17 protein-coding genes and 1 pseudogene are annotated in these 23408 nt (G+C 51.8%); all 18 read right to left on the bottom strand.

Annotation, left to right across the window (positions count from 1 at the left end):
• Positions 1-10: 10 nt before the first annotated feature.
• Positions 11-2911: a penicillin-binding transpeptidase domain-containing protein gene (locus tag QOX44_RS00950; protein ID WP_283680775.1), complete on the bottom strand. Its 2901-nt coding sequence runs from the start codon at positions 2909-2911 to the stop codon at positions 11-13.
• Positions 2904-3419, bottom strand: coding sequence for a rod shape-determining protein MreD (gene mreD / locus QOX44_RS00955; RefSeq protein ID WP_283680776.1), 516 nt, complete (start codon positions 3417-3419; stop codon positions 2904-2906). Before mreD ends, QOX44_RS00950 begins: the two co-directional genes overlap by 8 nt.
• On the bottom strand, positions 3416-4267 hold the full coding sequence (gene mreC, locus QOX44_RS00960; RefSeq protein ID WP_283680777.1) for a rod shape-determining protein MreC: 852 nt from the start codon (positions 4265-4267) through the stop codon (positions 3416-3418). Before mreC ends, mreD begins: the two co-directional genes overlap by 4 nt.
• Positions 4268-4279: 12 nt before the next feature.
• Positions 4280-5299 carry a rod shape-determining protein gene (locus tag QOX44_RS00965; protein ID WP_283680778.1) on the bottom strand — a complete coding sequence of 340 codons (1020 nt, stop codon included), beginning with the start codon at positions 5297-5299 and terminating at the stop codon, positions 4280-4282.
• 10 nt (positions 5300-5309) lie between these two features.
• Positions 5310-6080 (bottom strand): RadC family protein, encoded by a 771-nt coding sequence (gene radC, locus QOX44_RS00970; protein ID WP_331488275.1) that lies wholly within the window; start codon positions 6078-6080, stop codon positions 5310-5312.
• A gap of 160 nt (positions 6081-6240) precedes the next feature.
• Complete coding sequence (locus tag QOX44_RS00975) at positions 6241-7902, bottom strand: NAD(P)/FAD-dependent oxidoreductase (protein ID WP_283680779.1); 1662 nt, start codon at positions 7900-7902, stop codon at positions 6241-6243.
• A 38-nt stretch (positions 7903-7940) separates the two neighbouring features.
• Complete coding sequence (locus QOX44_RS00980) at positions 7941-9251, bottom strand: NAD(P)/FAD-dependent oxidoreductase (protein ID WP_283680780.1); 1311 nt, start codon at positions 9249-9251, stop codon at positions 7941-7943.
• Between the two features lie 20 nt (positions 9252-9271).
• Positions 9272-10549: a methionine gamma-lyase family protein gene (locus QOX44_RS00985; protein WP_283680781.1), complete on the bottom strand. Its 1278-nt coding sequence runs from the start codon at positions 10547-10549 to the stop codon at positions 9272-9274.
• Complete coding sequence (gene miaA / locus QOX44_RS00990; protein ID WP_283680782.1) at positions 10546-11511, bottom strand: tRNA (adenosine(37)-N6)-dimethylallyltransferase MiaA; 966 nt, start codon at positions 11509-11511, stop codon at positions 10546-10548. The genes QOX44_RS00985 and miaA overlap by 4 nt, the downstream gene beginning before the upstream one ends.
• 23 nt (positions 11512-11534) lie before the next feature.
• Complete coding sequence (gene mutL / locus QOX44_RS00995; RefSeq protein WP_283680783.1) at positions 11535-13409, bottom strand: DNA mismatch repair endonuclease MutL; 1875 nt, start codon at positions 13407-13409, stop codon at positions 11535-11537.
• Positions 13410-13458: 49 nt separating this feature from the next.
• Positions 13459-16107, bottom strand: coding sequence for a DNA mismatch repair protein MutS (gene mutS / locus QOX44_RS01000; protein WP_331488276.1), 2649 nt, complete (start codon positions 16105-16107; stop codon positions 13459-13461).
• 22 nt (positions 16108-16129) lie between these two features.
• Positions 16130-17584 (bottom strand): tRNA (N6-isopentenyl adenosine(37)-C2)-methylthiotransferase MiaB, encoded by a 1455-nt coding sequence (miaB, locus tag QOX44_RS01005; protein WP_283680784.1) that lies wholly within the window; start codon positions 17582-17584, stop codon positions 16130-16132.
• Between the two features lie 142 nt (positions 17585-17726).
• Positions 17727-18968 carry a glutamate-5-semialdehyde dehydrogenase gene (locus tag QOX44_RS01010; protein WP_334305516.1) on the bottom strand — a complete coding sequence of 414 codons (1242 nt, stop codon included), beginning with the start codon at positions 18966-18968 and terminating at the stop codon, positions 17727-17729.
• A gap of 87 nt (positions 18969-19055) precedes the next feature.
• Positions 19056-19523, bottom strand: a pseudogene (locus QOX44_RS18175) (5-formyltetrahydrofolate cyclo-ligase); the annotation flags it as partial.
• Positions 19504-19728, bottom strand: coding sequence for a DUF896 domain-containing protein (locus tag QOX44_RS01020; protein ID WP_331488278.1), 225 nt, complete (start codon positions 19726-19728; stop codon positions 19504-19506). The pseudogene QOX44_RS18175 and the gene QOX44_RS01020, both read right to left, overlap by 20 nt.
• A 12-nt stretch (positions 19729-19740) precedes the next feature.
• On the bottom strand, positions 19741-20583 hold the full coding sequence (gene proB / locus QOX44_RS01025; protein WP_283680785.1) for a glutamate 5-kinase: 843 nt from the start codon (positions 20581-20583) through the stop codon (positions 19741-19743).
• Positions 20584-20601: 18 nt separating this feature from the next.
• Positions 20602-22260 carry a putative polysaccharide biosynthesis protein gene (locus QOX44_RS01030; RefSeq protein ID WP_283680786.1) on the bottom strand — a complete coding sequence of 553 codons (1659 nt, stop codon included), beginning with the start codon at positions 22258-22260 and terminating at the stop codon, positions 20602-20604.
• A gap of 49 nt (positions 22261-22309) precedes the next feature.
• Complete coding sequence (locus QOX44_RS01035) at positions 22310-23401, bottom strand: DUF3048 domain-containing protein (RefSeq protein ID WP_283680788.1); 1092 nt, start codon at positions 23399-23401, stop codon at positions 22310-22312.
• Positions 23402-23408 lie beyond the last annotated feature (7 nt).

Genomic DNA, 23408 nt, shown 5'->3' on the forward strand with positions numbered 1-23408 from the left:
TCTTTTCCTGTTAGTCATTTACCGCCAGACTGGAAGATGCCTCGGATGCCTGTCCTGTGACAAGCTCTTCCTCTGACTGAAGTCCAAAATAGTATGATATGACATCGCGCGCGACCAAAGCCGCATTCGCGGAAGTATATCCGTTGGCAATACGTACTGCAATACTGACCTCCGGCTCTTCGTAAGGCGCATAGCCGATGAATACTCCGTGGTTCGGTACGTCTGTGCTGACCTGTGCCGTACCGGTCTTACCTGCAACCGATACGCCGGTAAAATTCTGGAATGCAGAATGATTCTGTACTACGCCGCGCATTCCGGCGTGGATCGTATTCCAGAGCTCCTGTGTCAGCTCTACGGTGTTGCGCACCTTCGCCTCGTGCTCCTCCAGAACACTTCCTGTGGAGTCCGTGATCGCATCCACCAGGGTCAGATCGTAGCAGGTCCCCGTATTCGCGATCGTATTGACGTAGCGCGCAAGCTGAGTCGTTGTAAAAGCATTCTCTGCCTGTCCCATTGCGGTACGCACAGCATCCATCTGCGAAATATTCGGCGCTGACTCCGGCACCTCTACTCCTGATTTCTCATTCAGACCGAACATGGACGCATACTTCGTAAGCGTCTCAATGCCTGTGGCATCGTCATACTCTCCATTTATGCTGCCAAGCCTGTATCCAATGGTGTTGAAGAAATAGTTGCAGGATTCCGCGATCGCTTCCTGCAAAGACAGGGTGCCATGTCCGTACTTATTCCAGCAGTTGATCGGCTGAGCGACAAGATCAAATTTACCGGTACAGTTGATCCCCTCTCCGATGTTGACCACGCCCTCCATCACACCGGCAGCGGCAGAAACGATCTTAAACGTAGATCCCGGTGCGATCGCCTCCTGTGTTGCGCGGCTGTAAAATGGAGAGGACTTGTCCATATTCAGCTTGTTGAAATACTCGGTATCCATCTCATTCGCAAGCCGGTTATTGTCATATCCCGGATACGTTACACAGGCGAGCACGTCTCCGCTGTTCGGGTCCGTCAGTACGACAGATCCCGAACACGGCGTTACCGCAAGCTGCGCCGGTGTGATCTCCAGATTCTTTATTTTTGCTTTGATAAAATCAGTTCCCCCGAGCGTTCCATTTGAGAGATTTTCATAGTCCTGCGTATTCATCTCCAGTACGCCCTGATCAAACAGCAGCAGACAGATATCCGCGCCGCTTAAACGGTCCTCCTGCAGCATATACCGGTACACCTGCTTACAGAAGTTGTCATCCTCAGACAGATACGCGGCAATGTAATCAGCAAGAGCAGAAAACAGCTCGTCATTGCTCATATACTTTGCATCCTCTGCGATCTTCGTGACATCGATCCAGTTTTTTGAGATCGCGTGCAGGAGGAACTCCTTCAGACTGATGCTCTCCTCCTCTGTCCAGGCAAGATACACCGGATCTGTCTTGTCGATCGCCGATTCGTTTAAGATGCCTGTCCCCTTCATCAGCATATCATTTACGATATAGGACATGTATACCTGATACTGTTCTCCAAGCTCGTATTTATCCTTCAGCTCTGTGTACGTGGCAGGATCCTCCGAAAGAAGCTCATCCTTGATTACACCGAAGATCTCCGCCGCCTTTACGAGAAACGCATTATAGACCTTCTGCTCATTTGGCGTCGCATCCTCCTGCTTCAGGTGGCTCACACTCAAAACATTGTTTTCGAAAAGCGCGTAGTAGATATCATAAATAGGGATCCTTACGTAGTCTGCAGAAGTATTGTTTTCTGTATCAAACTCTCTTGCGTCAATGATATTTGCATAAACAATACCTGCGATATACTGCTCCAGGATGTTGTAAACCACACGCTGCAGGTTCATATCGATCGTCAGATGCACATCGTTCCCTGCCTGAGGCTCCACCCTCGATTCTACATCAACGGTCCGCCCAAGACTGTCCACGTAGATCAGCTCTGATCCCTTATCCCCCTGGAGGGTTGTCTCAAGCTCCTTTTCAAGACCCGTCTTTCCCACAATATCCGTTGCGATATAGTTGCTGTCCTCTTTTTTGAGCTCTTCCAGCTCTTCCGCAGAAACCTGCCCCGTGTAGCCGATCAGCGGCGCCAGGTATTCTGCGTCCGCATATACTCTGCGGTACTCCTCTGAAATGTCGATCCCCGGGAAGTCCGCAATATTCTCCAGTATCCTCGCTACCGTCTCATCACTGACGTCCTTTGCGATCGTCACCGTCTGATAACGCTGAAAGCTGTACGCCGCGATCGATGCGCGCAGAGAAACAAGCTGCAGGATCTCCTCATCCGTGTAGGACTCCGGAAGACCGTACTCCTCTTTTTGCTCCTTTGTGACAGATTCTCCAAGGATCCCATAATAATCATCGCTGCAAAGCAGTTCAACGAGATCCGGTGCAGACATCTCCAGCTGTTTTTTACTCAGCTTATCAATATAAGCCTCGCCGAAAATATCTGCCTTGAAACGGTTGAGCGCAAATCCGGATGCGGTGTATTCATAAGCGCCGTCCTCGTTCAGTGTGATCCTGAAATCATCCACAATGTGATCGCCCTGCTCTTCGATCAGCTTGATCACATGATAAAGCGTACTGTTGACAGAGAGATTTTTCTCTTCTGTATCCGAGTACGTCCCATTATCTTCAAAGGTGACGCAGTTTGAAAGTTCATTGTACGCGATCGGAGTCCCGTTCCTGTCATATATATTTCCACGGGAGCTTTTCAGCGTACGTTCTTTCATAATGGACAAAGAAAAATTATTCTGATAATTCTCTCCCTGCACGATCTGAAGCTGGAACAGACGCTGTACCAGGATCGCCGCCATAAGGACTATCACGATCACCACAATGAGCACCCGGGAATTTACTGCTTTTTTAAAGCTTTTTTTCATTTCATCAAACAAAATTGTCCACTCCTTTATCGGATAAGCTCAATTTACGATTTACTGCATAAAGGATCCTGTAGCACAGGATCGTCAGGATCAGTGTATAAAACATCTCCGGAAGGATCACCCGTCCGAGATAATAAAAAAAGTCGATCCTGCCGCGCAGCAGAAAGCGGAACCCGTACTGGACCACGCCATACGCCACATCGCTGACAGAAATCAGCAGAAGCGGCGTCTTAATGTCATCATCATAAAAAATGCGGTAAAAATAACCGCTGAAATAGCCGACCCACATATAGATAAATGCGTTAAAGCCAAGCACGCTCTCAAAAAATATATCGGTCAGAAGGCCGCAGAAAAATCCGGTGAGCATGCCGTCACGGCGGCCGCGCATCAGGCCGAACGATACCGTCAGGATGATCAGCAGGTTCGGCTTGATCGAAGCGATCGCGATCATCTGGCATACCGTCGACTGAAGGATAATGCTGACCAGTATCAGTACAGCCATCGTTATTTTGCGCCTCATTCCACAGTCTCCTTCAACTCTAAAATGACCAGGACTTCCTGCAGATGCCGGAAATCCACTACCGGAGTAATATAGCCCGACTTCGTCAGATTGTTTGCATCATTGTTCAGCTCACTGATATATCCGATCAGGATACCCGGCAGGAACTTTTCACTTATGTAGGAGGTCACGACCTTGTCGCCGACATGGACCTTATTGTCCGCGTCTGTCAGCTTGACAAGATTCAGGGAGCCCTCATCGATAAGTCTTAAATCTCCTGCAATGATACACTGGTCCGAGGTGGTTGATACCATTGCGCTGACATTGCTGTTGTCATCAATGATCGAGCGGACCGTCGACCAGTTTGGACCGGTCTCCGTCACGATACCGACCAGTCCCCCGTCTGAAATGACGTTCATATCAGGCTTGATCCCGTCATCAGAGCCTTTGTCGATGGTAAAGAGCTGGAACCAGTTCCCGGACTCCTTTGCAATGATCCTTGCCCCCACCTTGTCGTATTCTGCATACTGCTCATCCAGCTTATAAAGCTCCCTGAGCCTCTGCAGCTCCTCCTTATCCTGGATCAGCTGGCTGTTTTCCTCGGTCAGAGAGTCCACCCTCGCTTTGAGCTCCTTATTTTCCTCGCGCAGCGTCTGGGCATCATCGAAATTGTCTGTAAGCCCTGACATCCAGGTGCCGAAGCCGTTGATCCCCTTTTGCACCGGCGTGATCAAAAAGCCGCTCGCCTGCTTGACCGGTGAAAAGATGCTTCCGTCGAGAAAGGATACCACGATCAGCAGTACGCAGAAAACACTCAGTCCTATCAGCAGATATTTGTTTTTCAGATTGTCATTCGTCTTCTTTTTCATAAATCTCCCGCCTTATCTCATTGCAGTCAGGTCATTGAGCGTATATGTAGACTGCCTTAAATCTTTATTATTCATAATCTCCACCAGTCCGCGGATCGTACTGTTTTTGGGATCCTGTATATGATGCAGAGGGATGCCCATTTCGCGTCTGATATAGTCCGGCAGATTCAGGATCATGGAAACTCCTCCGGACAGGTAGATCCCCTCGCGGGTAATGTCCTTCATCAGCTGCGGAGGCACACGGTTGTATACGGACTTAATGCTTTCCACGATCATATCAATGGTATCAATGATCGCGACGCTGACCGCCAGAGACGGGATCAGCTCTGATTTTGGCAGCCCTGACAGCGTATGGATCCCAAAGACCTTCTGCTCCAGCTTCGGTCCATTGATCATAAATGCCAGATTATTTTTCAGCGCCTCCGCGCTCCTGCTTCCTATGTTCAGATTGAACTTGCGGCGCACCATTGTCGCGATATCCTCATCCAGACGGCGGCCGCCTGCCTTTACTGTCTGGCTTAAGATCACCTTTCCGGAGGAGATCACCGAGATCTCCGTTGTATCTGCTCCGATGTTTACGACCATATGACCGCGTGAGGAGAGCACCGGAAGCTCTGCGCTGACCGCATCAGCGATCCCCTTGTCGACAAGCCGGATCCGTCCTGCGCCGATCTTGCCGCGCATGACATGAAAAAACGCCCGTTTTTCTACCTGCGTGATATCACTCGGCACGGCAATGTAGAGCGATGCGCCTGAATGGAATACTCCCGCAAAATCTTTTAAAAGATGAGACAGCACGAGCTCCATCTCCGTCAGATTGGCGATCACTCCTCCCGCCATCGGCCAGACGACATCTATATTTTCCGGATTTTTTTCAAACATCTCATACGCTGCATCACCGACCGCCAGCACCTGTCCGTTCTTTTTTTCAGCAAGCAGATTCCTGCTGTACAAAAAGCGCCTGCCGCTTTTATCTCTTATCTTGATCGTATCTGTCCCCAGATCGATCCCACAAACCTTATGAAATAACATGGTATACTCCCTAATCTAACTCATTCTGCCAGATTCCCTGCTCCCGCATACTGACAGCCTGACAATCCCCGATGATGATATGATCCAGCAGCTCAACACCAAGCATGGCGCCTGCCTCCTTTACCCGAAGGGTCAGAAGAATATCCTCCCGGCTCGGATCAGGGATACCGCTTGGATGATTATGCAGCAGCAGGATGCTGACTGCGCCATGGTGAAGCGCTTCGATGAATATCTCCCTGGGGGAGATCAAAGAGGCGCGCACCGTTCCCTTTGAGACGACCTTATCCCTGATCAGCCGCCCCTTGCTGTTCAGCATCACAAGCACCAGTGTCTCCTGCTCACAGTGACGCAGCTCCTCCATATAGTACTGCGCCACATCAGAAGGATTTGTAAAAACTACCCGGTCTGAACAGCTCGCGCGTGCAATGCGCCTGGAAAGCTCTGCCACACATTTCAGCTGGGCTGCCTTGACTGTACCCACGCCGCGTATCCCTGTTAAATCAGAAATCGACATGTGATAAATGCCCAGAAGTCCGTTCTTTCCGCCGTATCCGGCGAGCACCTTTCTTGACAGTTCCAATGCCGATTCCCCTTTCGAACCCGTACGCAGTATCACAGAGAGCAGCTCTGCATCCGACAGATGCTCTGCTCCGCAGTTTAAGCACTTTTCATACGGCCGTTCCTCTTTCGGTATACTTTTCATCGTCCGGGAATCCCCCTTCCGGAGCTGCTTCTTCCCGTTTTTCGTATCATCCTTCGTAATATTTCCGGTATCGTTCATCCTGCTCTTCCGATACTCTTTCCCCTGACCCAAATGGAATCATTATAATATTCTACCACAATTTTACGGTAAAGTATACACCCGGTATATTAATTTTTTCATAACAGTCCAGTCATACGCCAGGCTGCAAAGATCTGCGTCCAGGCTTATGGCCTGCAGATTACTGCCTGCAGGCGGCAGCATAGCTCTGGCATATCCACTGCGCCGTGCGGATCCCGTCGACTGCGGCAGAGGTGATCCCTCCTGCGTATCCGGCCCCTTCTCCGCACGGATAGATCCCCGCTGCCTGTGACTGACCATCCGGGCCGCGCAAAAGACGCACGGGAGACGAGGTTCTGCTCTCTACACCGGAAAGCAGCGAATCTGGATCGTCAAAGCCCCGGATCTTCTTTCCAAACGCAGTGATCCCCTCGCTGATCGCTTCATTGAGTGCTTCCGGAAGGATCCCCCGCAGATTTGCAGCCTGACAGCGCCCTTTCATATTCGGTTGGATTGCCCCGAAATGATCGGTAGCCTTATTTTTCCGAAAATCCTCCAGCCTTTGTACCGGGATTTTTCCCTGCCCGCACCGGTATGCCTCCTCCTCCAGCTGACGCTGGAATGCGATCCCTGCAAGCGGATGATCTGCCCCGTAGTCCTGCGCAGATACGGTCACAACGATCGCGCTGTTCGCATTGCAGCCCGCACGGTCACTGTAGCTCATTCCATTTACCGCCGTACGCCCCTCCTCTGAAGATGCGTTGACCACATACCCGCCAGGGCACATGCAAAAGGAATACACGCCCCGGCCATCCGCGCATTTATGAGTCACCTTATACGGCGCTGCTCCCAGATCATACGGACAGTCTTTTCCATACATCGCCTCATTGATCGTCTCCTGCGCATGTTCTACGCGAAGCCCGACGGCAAATGCCTTTGCCTCCATCGGAAGTCCATTTTGATAAAGCATCTCAAAGGTATCTCTTGCACTGTGTCCGATCGCAAGTACGAGCACATCGCACAGCAGGGCATCCCTGACTCCATTTATTTCAAGTGAAAAGCCTGCCCTAAGCTCCTTTTCGCCATGCGTCTGGAGCAGTCCCTTCCTTTCTGGCTGCCCCGTCCGGCGCACCCCGGTCAGACAGGAGCCAAACCGGTACTCGCCTCCCTTTGCCTCGATCTCTTTTCGTATCCGGGTGACGACCTGCACCAGCACATCCGTTCCGATATGCGGTTTATGATCGTACAGGATCGCCGGATCCGCACCTGCGCGTACAAACTCCTTTAAAACAAACCGTATTTTCCCTCCCGGATCCTTGATCAGAGTGTTCAGCTTTCCATCCGAAAACGTGCCTGCTCCGCCCTCCCCAAACTGTACATTTGACTGAGGGTCGAGCACGCCGTCCTCCCAGAAACGGGTCACGCGCTCTATCCGCTGTTCTACCGCTTCGCCGCGCTCCAGAATGATCGGCCGCAGACCTGCGCGCGCCAGCATCAGCGCACAGAAAAGACCAGCCGGACCGCTGCCGACGATCACCGGGCGTTTCCTCTCCGGCTGTGCGGCAAAGCTATCCGGCTGATAGGGAAAACGGTATTCCTCCTTCTCCACAGCAGCTACCTTTTTATTTTTACACCGGCGAAGCACCTCTTCCGGCGCCGCCGCCTTTACATCTATCGTGTATACATAGAAAATATCCGGCTTTTTTCTCGCATCTACCGAGCGCCGCATAATCTCATATTCCGGCATTGCGCCGCGGATCCGCAGGATATGGCGGATCTCCCGCTCCAACTCTTCCCGCGTATGATCCGGTCTCAGTTTCAATTCACTGATCCTAAGCTCCATATCGCTCTCCTTTTGCTCTTGTATCTGTCAGAAGATGTTCATCCATGACGCAGATCAAGCGCCGCGGCCATGCCCGCCACATATCCGCTCGACCACGCCCACTGCAGGTTGTAGCCCCCGCACGGTCCGTCTGCATCAATGAGCTCCCCCGCAAAATAGAGTCCCTCATGCTTTCTGGACCCCAGTGTGCGCGGATCAAGCTCCGATGCCTCTACGCCCCCTGCACAGACCTGGCATACATCAAATGATTTCGTCCCTGTCACCTCGAGTTCAAAATGCTTGACCGCCTCTATCAGCCGTCCCGCCTGCTCCTGCGTAAGACATCCGGCACGCAGCTTTGCAGAAAGCCCTGCGCGCTTTAGTATGACCGGGATCAGCTTTTCATGCAGCATCCCCGCCAAAAGTCCGGATATGCGCATCTCTTTTGCACGGCAGGCACGGTTCAGAAGGTGTCTGACCAGACGGGTTTCCTCAAAATCCGGCAGAAGATCCAGATACAGTGTCAGGTCCTCCATCCGCGTACAGGTAGAGATAAAGCGTGAGATCTGGAAAATAACGATACCCGATACGCCGTATTTTGTCCACTGAAGCTCCCCGGTATCGCTGGCAAGCAGCCTTTTGCCGCGCGTTGCAGATGCAGCGTCGCAGACCAGTGATACGCGCGCTCTGCACCGCACGCCTGCAAGCGCCGCAAAAAAGTCTCCCCGGCAGGTCACCGGCACCAGAGCAGGCGACGGCTCTATGACCGTATGACCGAGCATCCTGGCAAGCGCATAGCCGCTTCCGTCTGAGCCTGTCGCCGGCGCTGCCGCAGAGCCGCAGGCAAGAATCACCGCATCTGCCCGATACGTCCAGCCGCCGGTCCTGACAAACCAGCTTCCGGCTTTTCCGGGCTCTTTTTCTGCGCCCTCCCCGTCAGAACAAATCCCGATCTCCTGTATCTTTTCATTTAGTTTTATTTTTACACCAAGGCGGTAAAGTTCAGCGAGAAGTACCTCCAGCACCGAGGCAGCCTGTCTGGAATACGGATACACATACCCTTCCCTGTCTGTCGTCAGCAGTCCAAGCTCTTCAAAAAACGCAAGAGTATCCGCCGCATCAAACTGCTGTGTCACTCCGGCTGCGAGTGCGGCTGCACTACCATGATACCTGCGCGAAAGCCCGCAGTCTGTGTTCGTCAGGTTGCACCTGCCATTTCCTGTTATAAGGAGCTTTCTGCCCGGGCGCTCCATCGCCTCCAAAAGCGTCACTCCCGCCCCCGCGCGCGCTGCCGTGATCGCCGCCATCATACCGGAAGCCCCGGCTCCTGCAACGATTATCTGCTTTTGCGTACGTCCTCTTTCTGCCATAGTCCCATACCCCATCTGTCTTAGAGTTTTACAAGTCCCTTTTCATAAAGTCTCTGCAGGGATTTTAAGATCCCAAGCTTTGCATGCGGCCACGTAAGACCGCCCTGAAAATATACGGCATACGGCGGCTTGATCGGTCCGTCCGCACTCAGCTCGATCGAGGAGCCCTGTACAAACGCTCCCGCCGCCATGATCACATCACTGTCATATCCCGGCATTGCCCATGGCTCCGGCGTCACATAGCTGTCCACCGGCGCTGCCGCCTGAATGCCTTCGCAAAACGCGATCACACCCTCCGGCGTTCCGAATTCTACTGCCTGGATAATATCATAGCGTTCCTCATCTGCTCCCGGGATTACCCGAAATCCGAGTTTTTCATATACATTTGCCGCAAAAACAGCGCCTTTGAGCGCTGCCGCCGTGACAACGGGCGCAAGGAAAAAGCCCTGATAGAACGACTGCATGACGCCAAGCGTCGCCCCTACCTCTTTTCCCAGTCCCGGTGAGGTCAGGCGGTAGGCCGCCCGTTCGATACATTCTTTTGTGCCTGCGATATAGCCCCCGATCGGCGCCAGACCGCCGCCCGGATTCTTGATCAGAGAGCCCACCACCATATCTGCGCCAAAATCGCTCGGCTCCAGCTTTTCAACGAATTCTCCGTAGCAGTTGTCGACCATACAGATAATATCCGGACGGATACTCTTTACAAACGCGACCGCCTCTGCGATCTGGCGTACCGAAAGAGTTGGGCGCGTCAGGTATCCCTTTGAGCGCTGGATCTCGACCAGCCTTGTATTTGGCTTGATCGCCCGCCGGATCGCCTCAAAATCAAAGCCCCCGTCCGGCAAAAGCTCTACCTGATCATAGGTGATCTGAAACTCTGCCAAAGAACCGCAGGAGGGACGGATGCCGATCACTTCCTCCAGCGTATCGTATGGTTTGCCGGAGATCGAGATCATCTCATCCCCGGGACGGAGATTTGCAGACAGAGCAAGGGCAAGCGCATGCGTGCCGCAGGTGATCTGCGGGCGCACCAGCGCATCCTCAGTATGAAAGGTGAGCGCATAGACCTTTTCCAGGGTCTCGCGTCCAATATCATTATAACCGTATCCGCTCGTTGCCTGGAAGCACTCCGCACTGACGCGCGCATCCTGCATCGCCTTTATCACCTTGAGCTGATTATATTCAGCCGTCTCATCTATCTCTGCGAATCTCTCCTCCAGCTGTGCGAGGATCTTCTCTGCAAAATCCAGTACCGGTCTGCCGATCCCCAGCGCTTCATATAACTGTTCCATCATCCATTCTCCTTTATGATCTTCTTCTGTTTCAGGATATCTGTCATATAACCAAGGATCTTTTCCTGATCGTATCCAAATTCCTGCTTATTCACCCATATCACATCCCGCTCCCTGCGAAACCAGGTCAGCTGCCGCTTTGCAAAATGCCTCGTATCCCGCTTCAGGATGCGCACAGCCTCATCCAGACTGTACACACCGTCAAGATAATCAAGGATTTCCTTATACCCCAGTCCCTGCATCGATACCATCTGCCGTGTACAGCCCGCTTTTTGCAGCGCGCGCACCTCATCTACCAGTCCCTGACTTATCATCTGATCCACACGCAGGTCAATATTCTTATAAACGGCGGCACGGTCATCATTTAATACGAAATATGCGGCCTGGTAGGGCGATTCCTTTGCGCGTTCCGCTTCATTATGCTTTGATATCTGCTCTCCTGTTTCATGGTAAAACTCCAGCGCACGGATCACCCGCTTGATATTATTTGCATGGATCAAAGCAGCGGAATCCGGGTCAACAACCGCAAGCATCGCATGGAGAGCCTGCGCTCCCTGCTCCCTCGCGATCGTCTGCAGGAAAGCACGATAGGAGAGATCGCCGCCGTTTTCTGTAAAATCTATATCATATAAGACAGACTGGATATAAAATCCCGTACCTCCGACCAGAATCGGTATCCTGCCTTTCTCGAGGATCCGGCGGATATACCGTTTCGCGTACTCCTGAAATTTTACGACATGAAACTCCTCCTGAGGATCCAGCTCATCGATCAGATAATGCGCTACGCCCTGCATTTCCTCCTTCGTGACCTTCGCAGAGCCAATGTCCATGTTCCGATAGACCTGCATGGAATCGGCTGAAATAATCTCCCCGCCGATCTGTTTCGCAAGCTCCACGGAAAGCCGCGTCTTCCCCACTGCCGTTGGCCCCGTCAGGATAATGAGCGGCTCTTTGTTCTCCTCCATCCTGTTATCCTCCTCATCCCTTCCTAAACAATCCGCTTAAACTTTTTCTCCAGCTCGTACTTGGTCATCGCGATGATCGTCGGTCTGCCATGCGGACAGTTGTACGGATTTTCAAGCGTCAATAGCTCTCCGATCAGCGCGTCTGCCTCCTGAACCGAAAGACGGCTGTTCCCTTTGACGGCTGCCTTGCAGGACATAGAAGCGATTTTTTCCAGAACCGCCTCTGCCGATGCCTTCTCAGACAGATCCGTCAGGCCATCAAGCATTTCTGTAAAGAGCGTCCTGTCTGCGACTCCGTAAAGATTATCCGGTACTGCGCTGATCGCATAATCGCGGCCGCCAAAATGCGAGATTTCAAATCCAACGGATGTAAACTCATCCAGATGCTGCCTCAGCCTTTCCTCCTCCTGCAAGGTCAGGGTAATGATGACCGGGGGAGTGACCTGCTGAGAGGTCTGCTGCTTTTTCTTCCGTTTTTCCATAAAACGCTCATACAGCACTTTTTCATGCGCCGCGTGCTGATCAATGATAAAAAGCTTTTCCTCAAACTCCACCAGCCAGTACGTATCAAAAAGCTGTCCGATCAGCTTGTGGCGCTTCCGGCTCTTTTCATCCAACAGCTTCTCCTCAAACAGCTCAAGCTGTTGCGCGGCGCCGCTTTCCCGGATCCGTTCCTGTGTCGCGGGATGACCGACATTTCCTGTGACTGTACGCAGCTCTCCCAAACGGTGCGGATACCGGACCTCGTAAGGACTGTCCGCCTCCGCGATCAGCTGACTGCGGATCTTTTCAAATGGCTCCGGATAACGCTTTGCTTCTGGTTTTTCCGATACTTCTGTCTGTTTCTTTTTCTCCGAAGCCTGCTGTGCAGCTGTCGGTGTATCTATGTGGAACTCCGGGATCAGCTCGCGTCCTGCCAGCGCATCCCTCACAGTCTGGTATACCTTCTCATATACCCCGCTGCGGTCTGCAAAGCGCACCTCCATCTTGGTCGGATGAACATTTACATCTACCTGCTGCGTATCAATCTGTATGGAAAGTGCCGTAAACGGATATCTGTGGTTCATCAGAAACGGCTTGTACGCATCCTCAATCGCCTTTGCAATGATCGCGCTTTTTACATACCGCCCATTCACAAAATAATTTTCATAATTTCTGTTCCCGCGTGAGATGACCGGCTTTCCGATAAAACCGGAAACAGTCAGCCCCTGCGTCTCCTCCGGCTCTATCTTCACTACATTCGCGGCGATTTCTCTTCCATAGATGCTGTAGATAATATCTTTTACATTACAATTTCCAGAGGTATGCAGCTTTGTCTCATTATTATTGATAAATTTAAAGGAAATCTGCGGATTCGACAGTGCCATACGCTCGATCAGATCGCTGACGTATCCTGCCTCCGTCGCCGCAGATTTCAGAAATTTTTTTCTGGCAGGCGTATGGTAAAACAGGTTGCGGACCAGAAATGTAGTCCCTTCCGGAGCTCCGATCTCTTCGAGCGATTTCTCCGCCCCGCCCTCGATTATGTAGCGGATGCCGGTGATGCTGCCTGCTGTCTTGGAGATCATCTCCACCTGGCATACTGCCGCAATACTGGAGAGCGCCTCGCCGCGAAACCCCAGTGTCCCGGAGGTAAGCAGATCCTCTACAGTACGGATCTTGCTCGTTGCATGGCGCAAAAATGCCACCCGCACCTGTTCCCCCGGAATACCGCTTCCATTATCCGTGATGCGGATCAGTGAAATCCCCCCGTTTTTGATCTCGACAGTGATCGCATTGGCTCCTGCGTCAACTGCGTTTTCAACCAGCTCTTTTACAATAGAAGCAGGGCGCTCCACCACCTCTCCGGCTGCGATCTTGTCGATCGTCTCCTGACTCAACACACTAATCTGGTTCATGCCTCTCCTCCATCCTCTCCCGCATCTGCATACTGCGCCGCCTGATCTGTCACCAGCGATTCTTCAGCTTGTTCTGAAGACGATAGATCGTATTCAGGGCATCGATCGGCGTCAGATTTGACACATCGATCTCTTCCAGCTCCCTTAATACATCGGAATCACTGACTGTATCAAACAGCGACATCTGATCCAGATCCACCGGATCATATTTTCTCGGTCTCCCGCGCTTTGCTCTGTGCGCGTCATTTCCTGTTTCCTGCACGCGGACAGTGATATCCGCATTTGTAAGCTCCTCTGCAAGCTCCTTTGCCCGTTCTATCACGCTCTCCGGCACGCCTGCAAGCTTTGCCACCTGGATACCATAGCTCTTATCCGCTCCGCCCTTTATGATCTTACGCAGGAAAACGATATCATCTCCCTTTTCCTTTACAGCAATGCAGTAATTATTGACACCGGTCAGCTTTCCCTCCAGCTCTGTCAGCTCATGGTAATGTGTCGCAAACAGCGTCTTTGCCCCCAGCAGCTTCGTATTGCTGATATGCTCTACAACAGCCCAGGCAATGCTCAGTCCGTCAAAGGTGCTCGTACCGCGCCCGATCTCATCCAGGATCAGAAGACTGTTTCTCGTCGCATTGCGCAGGATATTTGCCACCTCCGTCATCTCGACCATAAAGGTGCTCTGCCCGCTTGCCAGATCGTCCGATGCGCCGACACGCGTAAAGATCCGGTCCACAAGGCCGATCCTCGCAGCTGACGCCGGAACAAAGCTTCCGATCTGCGCCATCAGCACGATCAGCGCAGACTGTCTCATATATGTAGACTTTCCCGCCATATTCGGTCCTGTGATGATCGACACACGGCTTTTTGCATTGTCAAGATACGTGTCATTTGCAATGAACATATCGTTGGAAAGCATCTGCTCTACGACCGGATGACGCCCGTTTTTGATATCAATGATGCCTTTTTCATTCAGGGACGGCTTTGTATAATTATTCCGCTCCGCCACAAGCGCCAGAGAAGCAAACACATCAATCCCGGCTACTGCTTTCGCCGTCTCCTGGATCCGCACGATCTCCTGCGCGATCCGGTTGCGGATCTCGATGTACAGACCGTATTCCAGAGAAAAAAGCTTATCCTCCGCGCCAAGGATCATATCCTCCAGCTCCTTTAATTCCGGCGTAATATAGCGCTCTGCATTCGCAAGCGTCTGCTTTCTCGTATAATACTCAGGCACCTGATCCTTGTAGGAATTCGTAACCTCAAGATAGTAGCCAAAGACCTTATTGTACTTGATCTTCATATTTCGGATACCGGTCTTTTCGCGCTCCCGCGCTTCCAGCTGGGCAAGCCACGTCTTTCCCTCACTCTTGGCATTTCTGAGCCGGTCGACCTCCTCATGGAACCCCTCCCGGATGATGCCTCCGTCGCGTATCCCGATCGGAGGCTCCTCTACGATCGCCTCCTCAATCAGCTGATGCAGATCAGACAGCTCATCCATCTGCGCCTCCAGTTCCTGGAGCGCCGGTGACTCCAGACTTTTCATCAGATATTTGATATGCGGCAGCATGGACAGAGAAATCTTAAACGCCACAAGATCACGCGGGTTTGCGCTCTGATAGCTGATGCGGCTGATCAGACGTTCCAGATCATACACCGGACTTAAATACTCCCGGAGTTCTTCCCTTGTGATCGCATTTTCTTTCAGCTCGCCTACCGCATCGAGGCGCTTCTGGATCTCTGTCTTGTCGATCAGCGGCTGCTCCACAAATCTGCGCAGCAGCCTCGCTCCCATCGCTGTCTTTGTTTTGTCAAGGACCCACAGCAGAGATCCCTTTTTATTTTTTTCTCTGAGCGTCTCCGTAAGCTCCAGGTTCCGGCGCGTGGAGCTGTCCAGGATCATATATTTTCCAATAGAATACGGCTGCAGACGTGTCAGATTAGAGATCGATGTTTTCTGAGTCTCCATCAGATATTTCAGCAGAGCTCCTGAAGCGATCACTCCGCTGCCATAATCTGCGATTCCCAGCCCCTCGAGCGCCGACACGCCAAAATGCTCCATAAGTACCCTGGCACACATCGCATCATCAAAGTACCACGAATCCAGCGCATACACGCAGATGCCAAGCCGGTCCTTCATATCCTCAATGTCTACGCCGCTGACATAAAAAGAGTGATTGCAGATGATCTCTGAGGGAGAAAACTTCATGATCTCGTCCAGCAGCCTGCGCTCATTGTCAAGCTCTGTGACAAGGTATTCTCCTGTCGTAATATCTGCGATCGACACGCCGTACCGGTCGATCAGATAGACAATACACATCAGATAGTTATTGCGCGTTTCATCAAGCGCCTGTGCATTCAGATTCGTTCCAGGCGTAACGACGCGGATCACTTCGCGCTTTACGATTCCCTTTGCCTGCTTCGGATCCTCCACCTGCTCACAGATCGCTACCTTATATCCTTTCGAAACGAGTTTATTCAGATACGCATCGACTGCGTGATACGGCACGCCGCACATCGGAGCGCGCTCCTCCTGCCCGCAGTCCTTTCCTGTCAAAGTAATTTCAAGCTCCTTTGACGCAGTCAGCGCATCGTCAAAAAACATCTCATAAAAATCTCCGAGACGGTAAAACAAAATACAGTCTGCATACTGCTCCTTTGTCTTCATGTACTGCTGCATCATTGGTGTTAACTGTGCCATGCTCTCTCCTTCTGCCTGTGTTCTACTGTAAATCTGCGGCCTCTCCCAGATAATAGAAGCCCTTGCATTCCTTTAAATATACCGGAAGGATCTTTCCGATGAGGTCCTTTGTTCCCGGAAAATGTACCAGAAGATTGTTGCTCAATCGCCCTGTCACAAGCGATCCGTCCTGCTCATTTACCGATTCTACGAGTACCGGAAGTGTCTGTCCTTCTACCCTTTTGGACATTTCCTGGGAAATTTCCTGTACCAGTAAAAGCAGACGCTGGAAGCGCTCCTTTACCACATCCTCCGGCACCTGATCCTCCATCACTGCCGCCGGAGTCCCGGTACGTCTGGAATAAATAAATGTAAACGCACTGTCATAACGCACTTTGCGCACCACGTCGAGCGTCTCCTGGAAATCTTCTTCCGTCTCACCCGGAAAACCGACAATAATATCCGTAGTCAGTGACAGGTCCGGAATCTCCTGGCGCAGCCGCTGTGCAAGCGCAAGATACTGTTCCTTCGTATATCTGCGGTTCATCTGCTTTAAGATCCTCGTACTGCCTGACTGGAGCGGCAGATGCAGATGCCGGCAGATTTTCTGCGAGTGTTTCATTACCTCGATCAGCTCATCCGACAGATCCTTTGGATGGGACGTCATAAAGCGGATCCGCTCAAGTCCCTCAATGCGCTCTACCCGCCGCAAAAGCTCGGCAAAGGTGATCGGCTCATCCAGATTCTTCCCGTAAGAATTGACATTCTGCCCGAGCAGCATGATTTCTACGACTCCGTCCCTTACAAGTCCCTCAATCTCCGCGATAATATCCTCCGGCCGACGGCTTCTCTCCCGTCCCCGCACATACGGTACAATACAGTAGCTGCAGAAATTATTGCAGCCAAACATAATATTAACACCTGATTTAAACGGATAGGTCCGCTGCGCCGGCAGATCTTCTACGATCTTGTCCGTATCCTTCCACAGATCTACCACCATGCGCTCGGATTCCAGGGCTGTCACGAGCAGCTCTGCAAATTTATAGATATTGTGTGTTCCAAATACCAGATTCACAAAGCGATAGCTTTTCTTAATCTTCTCTACAACCTCCGGCTCCTGCATCATACAGCCGCAAAGCGCGATCACCTTGTGCGGATTTTTCTTTTTCAGACCGGAAAGGTATCCCAGATGCCCATATACCTTCTGATTCGCGTTTTCCCGCACGGTACACGTATTATAAAGAACAAAGTCCGCTTCCTCACTGTCTGTATTCTCATAGCCTGCAAGCTCCAGGATCCCCCTCAGCTTTTCTGAATCCCTCGCATTCATCTGACACCCGAATGTCCGTATGCAGCTCGTAAGCTTTCTGCCTTCTCTCCTGCTTTGCTGCTCTGTCATCTGGCGCAGCCTTGCGATAAAGTAATACTGGCGCTGCGGCTCCAGGGCCGGGGCCTCTTTCGTTACGTCTATCTCATCTAAATTCAAATGACTGTACATGTAATTCTCCATTTCTCCATACGGTATGGCAGCAAAAGCAGCTGTACGGCTTCTGCTGCGTGACGTGCAAAAAACTGCCACAGACTACTATAATTCGTAAGCGGCAGTTTTGTCAATATTTGATACCCTTGCTTTTTCGTTCTTATGGGCGGATCTGCCCGTTTCCGAAAATAATATATTTCGTTGTCGTAAGCGCCAGAAGCCCCATTGGTCCCCTCGCGTGAAGCTTCTGTGTGCTGATACCGATCTCTGCTCCAAAGCCAAATTCAAAACCGTCTGTAAACCGTGTGGATGCGTTGACATACACGGCAGCAGCATCGACCTCATCCAGAAAACGCATCGCATGATTGTAGTCCGATGTAATGATCGCCTCCGAATGTCCTGTATTATACTGATTGATATGAGCGATCGCCTCATCCAGAGAAGCTACGGTCCTGACTGAAAGAATATAGTCCAGATACTCTCTGCCCCAGTCCTCTTCCTTTGCGCGGACTCCTCCCTCTATGCAGGAAAGCGCCTGATCGTCGCAGCGCAGCTCTACCTGATGCTCCTTCAGTCTTTTTTCCAGCGCGCCAAGCAGCTCCCGCTCGATCGCTTCATGCACGACCAGGGACTCACAGGCATTGCACACACCGATCCTCTGTGTCTTTGCATTATGGATGATCTCAACTGCCATTGCAATATCCGCCGACTCATCTACATAGATATGGCAGTTTCCTGTCCCGGTCTCGATCACCGGTATCGTACTGTTCTCTACGACTGTGCGTATCAGCCCTGCGCCGCCCCGTGGGATCAGGACGTCGACATACGGCTTCAGTCTCATAAACTGCGCGGTCGCCTCGCGGTCCGTCACCTGAATCAGCTGCAGCGCATCTGCCGGGACATCCGCCTCGCAAAGCGCATTTCGCAGTATTTTCACGATCGCTGTATTTGAATGGATCGCATCGCTTCCACCCTTTAAGATAACCGCATTTCCAGTCTTAAAGCACAGAGCAAACGCGTCTGCCGTCACATTTGGGCGGGACTCATAGATGATGCCCACCACGCCGAGCGGTACGCGCTTTTTCCCGATCATCAGCCCGTTCGGGCGTTTTTTCATCTCGGTAACCTCTCCGATGGGGTCGTCCAGTCCGGCTATCTGACGAAGCCCCTGCGCCATCGCCCCTATTCGTGCGTCATTTAACAGCAGACGGTCCACCATCCCCTCCGGCATGCCGTTGCTGCGCGCACGGCGGATATCCGCTTCGTTCGCCCGAAGGATCTCTTCTTTGTGTGCTTCAAGCGCCTGCGCCGCCTGCAAAAGAACCTCATTCTTTTTTGCCGTCGGAAGTATGCGAAGCTTTGGCTCAGTCTCCTTCGCCTTTTTGCCGATCGCCGTAAGCAGAAGCTTTGGGTCTGCAAAAAAGCGCTCCTCTGTGATCAGATACTCCGGGAGGATATCATGCTCCTGCGACGGCACCTCGTCCATCATCTGAAATTCAAATGCTACAGCCACGGTCGGATGCGATGGATGAGCGGACAGGTAGCGGTCATAAAATCCTTTCCCATAACCGCAGCGATGACGCTTTGCATCAAAGCCCACCCCGGGAACGATCAGCAGCGCTTCCTCATCAGAAGCCGCCCTTTGCGTCACCGGCTCCGGAATGTCGTAGTAGCCTGGCGCCACATCCTGCCAGGAAGAAATATAGTAAAATACCATATCCTCACCCTCTACCTTAGGCGCGGCCACTCTCTTTCCTCTTTTCCAAGCCTCCTCACAAAGCAGCTTTGTCGATACCTCATTTTTGCAGTCCATGTAGACATAAACGGCATCTGCTTTTACAAAAAGGTCTGACTCTGTGATCTGCCTGCAGATCACCCGGCTCTTTTCTTCTGCCCACGCAGGAGAAAGCTCCTTTCTTCTGGAAAATACAAGCTTTCTAATTTCCTTTTTTTCCATATTTTTCACCCAGATTCTCAATCGTTCCGTCTTTGTTGATAATATCGATATTGTTGAGCTGTCCGCGCAGATTTGCACGCACTGCTTCTATATACTCTCTGCGAAGCATGGCCTGCTCTTCCTTTTCAGCCTGCGTAAGCCCCTCCGCCTTTGCCCTGCGCGCAAGCTCATTGATACGCGCAAGCTTGTTCTGATCTATGCTCATTTGTTTCCTCCGTCAAAATTCCTTTTCCAGTATGTCAATCAGATAAAAATCCTCATTTTTCTTTCCCTGAAACAGTGTTCCGACCGGCGTTCCCTGCAGGATCCGGTGGATCACATGAAAGTCATCTCCATTTGCGATGATCATATCCGCTCCGGAAGCCGTAGCGATCTTTGCTGCTGAAAGCTTGGTTGCCATGCCGCCTGTTCCCACATCGCTTCCCGCGCCCTTGCCCATCTGCATCAGATGCCCGTCGAGTGTATCGACAAAGTCAATAAAGCGGGCGTCGGGATTCTTCCGCGGATCATCCGTGTAAAGTCCGTCAATATCAGAAAGCAGCAAAAGCAGATCGGCTCCCACGAGAGCAGCTACGATAGCAGAAAGCGTATCATTATCTCCAAACTGGATCTCATAGGTGGACACCGTGTCGTTTTCATTGACGATCGGGATCGCTCCGAGCGCCAGCAGTTCATCAAAGGTATTGGATGCATTTCGGCGGCTCAGATTGTCCATCATGGTATCCTTCGTCATCAGAACCTGCGCTGCCTGATGACCGTACTCGCCAAACAGCTTCTGGTAGATCATCATAAGCTGCGCCTGTCCGATCGCCGCACACGCCTGCTTTTCTGCCACGTTTTTCGGACGGTGGTGGAAGCCGATCGTCTGGCGCCCGACAGCGATCGCGCCGGAGGATACCAGGATCACATCCTTCCCGGCATTTTTCAGATCACAAAGCTCCCGCACAAGGATCTCGAGCTTGGTCAGATTCAGCGCGCCCGTCTCAGGATGCGTGATCGAGGAGCTCCCGATCTTGATAACGATCCTGCTCTTATTTTTCAAATTCTCTCTGTACTTCATAATAACTCCCCTGCTGTCTTATCTTAACAGCCCTGTTTTTCGAAGGAGCCTGATGATCAGGTGCCCCTTTGGAAATGTTGCGATCTCTTCGATCGTAATCCCCCGGAACGATACAAGGCTGACCACATACACGGCAGCGCCCATCAGGATCGCCAGGATCGTGGAGATCGTATTACCTGCGAACAGGTGGAATACCGAATATACCAGATAAGCGGCAGCACCCATGATCACAGAAGCGATCGCAGGTACGGCAAAGGTCCGGTACCACTCCTGTCTGTAATGGATAAAACGCCTGATGCACACGGCATTCATGATGCACACAAGCAGCGCAAATAAAATATTTGCATATACCACTGCATAAATATTGAGATTGGCTGCAGTCAGAAGGAAATACAGCACAACAAAGTGGACCGCCAGCGCAATACTGCAGTTTACCAGCGGCTGGCGAAGCTGTCCGAGTCCCTGCAAAATCCCTGTCGTAAGGGTAGACAGAGCGTACAGCACGATCATCAGAGCGCCTGCCTGGAGGATTCCTGCCGAGAGAGGCGCGCCCGTTTCCTGTGAAAACAGCATGGTAATGATCGGCTTCGCCAGGGCAGCCATACCGACCGCACACGGAATCGTCAAAAGCATCGTAAAACGGATCGACAGCCGGATCTTGGCACGGGCTTCACTGCGGCGGTTCTTTGCCATCGCGGCAGTCAGCGACGGCACGATCGCCGGCGCCATACACGATGCAAGCGCCAGCGGGACGTTCATCAGCACACGGAACTGGCCGGAATAGATTCCCCAGATAGAGCCGTACTGTGCCTCTGTGTACCCCTGGCTGTTTAATACCTTGTTAAAAATCCCCTGATCCGCCACATTGCTGATGTTGTAGATCACTGTGCTTAATATTACCGGAAGGATCGTCAGCACAAGCTGCCGGTAGATCAGCTGCGTCGGCTCCAGGCGCGAGCTCTGATCACGCCGCAGATTGCGGCGCAGAGTCTTTCTCTGCGCCGTATAAATAAACATCATGAACAGAAGCGCCACTGTGATACTCACCACAGTACCAAATGTCCCGCCGGCTGCTCCCCATGCAGGTCCCAGAGAATCATTTCCCTCCTTTGCAGCCAGCGTCATCCCGTAGCTGTACATAATATCTGCACAGACAAGCGTGACCACCGCATTGATGATCTGCTCGATCACCTGTGACACCGCAGTCGGGACCATGTTGGAATATCCCTGAAAATAGCCGCGGAATGTACCGATCACTGCTGAAATAAAGATCGCCGGAGCAAGCACGCGCAGTGCATAGGATGCCAGCTCAAACGACATCAGATATTTCGTGATGACACCTGCAAAGATATATGTGATCAGCGCCAGTCCGCCACCGACCACCAGCGCAAAACGTACCGCACACAGGAATACCTTGTGCGCATTGCGGTACTCGCCGCGGTGGATACGCTCTGATACCAGCTTGGAAACTGCAAGGGGCAGATTAAAGCACGATATCATCAGCAGGATCGCATAAATCTCATTTGAGGTGCTGTAATAGCTGACCCCCTCGTTTCCCAATGTGTTCTGGAGCGGTATCCGGTACACCAGACCGATGATCTTTGCAATGATAGACGCCGCCGCCAGAATCGTACCCTGCACTAAAAAATTTTTTCCGGTATTCTTTTTCTCTTTCACGTCAGACCTCGTAATATATCAGATATAGTTTGTCCCTTTCCGGACCTTATTACGGCTGCTGTGCACTGACTACCACATTGTCACTGTCCGTATCAAGCACAATGCAGACCCATGTCTTTCCCTGGTTCAGCGTGATCTCATTGCCATCCGCGTCGTAATAGCGCGTCGGATTGAAATTGCCCTGCGCAAACGGATCTTCTGCCGTAGCACCTTCTTTGCTCCAGGTTACATCGATCGCCTTACCCTTTGTGATATACTTTCCGCTGCCGCCGGTAAGGACATCGATATTCAGGTATGTATCAGAATCTACCTGCGGAGACCAGGAGCAGTACTGGATCAGGATATTGTCATACTGAAGCGGATTTCCGGTCAGCTTGTCGATCTGTGTATCTCCGAACTGATATCTCGTATACTTTCCGCTCTCTGCATCGTACAGAAAATAAGCATTATTATAATCATAGCCCGGAGCGACATACACTGCGTCCTGCCCGTTTTCCAGTGTGACCGGAGCATCATCTGCCGCAAACTGATAATGGCCGTTCTGCTCCAGATAAGCATCAGAATAATCACGGGAATACCCTCTGAAATCAATTCCCTCCTGAATATGCTCATAATCTGTAAATACGTTGTGCGGCGCCGGGAAATCATCACTTCTGTAATATACAAGGTCTCCCTCTCCGTGTCCCGCATCCTCAAGACCGCTTAAATTCAGCGTATCATCCCGCCACAAAAGCTCCAGCGCATACCAGGCTTGTCCGAAATGCAGATAAAAGGAATCAAACTCCCTCGCAAAATATACGTAATACTCTCTGCTGCTTCGCACAGAACCAATGCGCTCCACGTCCTGATAGTCCTCCATGATCCCCATCAGTCGCGTGATGCCGCCCTCTACCGGAGCCTCATATACGATCTCAGCATTGGCAATGCCGGACTGTGGCAATGCATTTTCAATATTATTTATCATAACGGAAATCGGGCGCTTGCGTCCGATCGATTCCGGCACCTGCTTGCCAGTCAGAAAGCTGCGTACCATCCCGTTGTCCTCTGCTGCTGATGCCGTCATGGCGCCTGTCATACTGCCAAGCAGCATTCCTGCTGCCGCCATCCCTGCTGCTGCCTTTTTCCATGTTTTCCTCTTCATAAAACTG

Source organism: Parablautia sp. Marseille-Q6255, from assembly GCF_951230155.1.
GTDB lineage: Bacteria > Bacillota > Clostridia > Lachnospirales > Lachnospiraceae > Choladousia.

What these genes read in the sequence shown, in the direction of transcription:
- miaB (WP_283680784.1), bottom strand. Translation starts at nt 17,584, where the DNA reads ATGTACAGTCATTTGAATTTAGATGAGATAGACGTAACGAAAGAGGCC.
- proB (WP_283680785.1), bottom strand. Translation starts at nt 20,583, where the DNA reads ATGAAGTACAGAGAGAATTTGAAAAATAAGAGCAGGATCGTTATCAAG.
- miaA (WP_283680782.1), bottom strand. Translation starts at nt 11,511, where the DNA reads ATGGAGGAGAACAAAGAGCCGCTCATTATCCTGACGGGGCCAACGGCA.
- QOX44_RS01035 (WP_283680788.1), bottom strand. Translation starts at nt 23,401, where the DNA reads ATGAAGAGGAAAACATGGAAAAAGGCAGCAGCAGGGATGGCGGCAGCA.
- QOX44_RS00985 (WP_283680781.1), bottom strand. Translation starts at nt 10,549, where the DNA reads ATGATGGAACAGTTATATGAAGCGCTGGGGATCGGCAGACCGGTACTG.
- QOX44_RS00965 (WP_283680778.1), bottom strand. Translation starts at nt 5,299, where the DNA reads ATGTTATTTCATAAGGTTTGTGGGATCGATCTGGGGACAGATACGATC.
- mreD (WP_283680776.1), bottom strand. Translation starts at nt 3,419, where the DNA reads ATGAGGCGCAAAATAACGATGGCTGTACTGATACTGGTCAGCATTATC.
- mutL (WP_283680783.1), bottom strand. Translation starts at nt 13,409, where the DNA reads ATGAACCAGATTAGTGTGTTGAGTCAGGAGACGATCGACAAGATCGCA.
- QOX44_RS00975 (WP_283680779.1), bottom strand. Translation starts at nt 7,902, where the DNA reads ATGGAGCTTAGGATCAGTGAATTGAAACTGAGACCGGATCATACGCGG.
- mutS (WP_331488276.1), bottom strand. Translation starts at nt 16,107, where the DNA reads ATGGCACAGTTAACACCAATGATGCAGCAGTACATGAAGACAAAGGAG.
- QOX44_RS00980 (WP_283680780.1), bottom strand. Translation starts at nt 9,251, where the DNA reads ATGGCAGAAAGAGGACGTACGCAAAAGCAGATAATCGTTGCAGGAGCC.
- mreC (WP_283680777.1), bottom strand. Translation starts at nt 4,267, where the DNA reads ATGAAAAAGAAGACGAATGACAATCTGAAAAACAAATATCTGCTGATA.
- radC (WP_331488275.1), bottom strand. Translation starts at nt 6,080, where the DNA reads ATGAACGATACCGGAAATATTACGAAGGATGATACGAAAAACGGGAAG.
- QOX44_RS01020 (WP_331488278.1), bottom strand. Translation starts at nt 19,728, where the DNA reads ATGAGCATAGATCAGAACAAGCTTGCGCGTATCAATGAGCTTGCGCGC.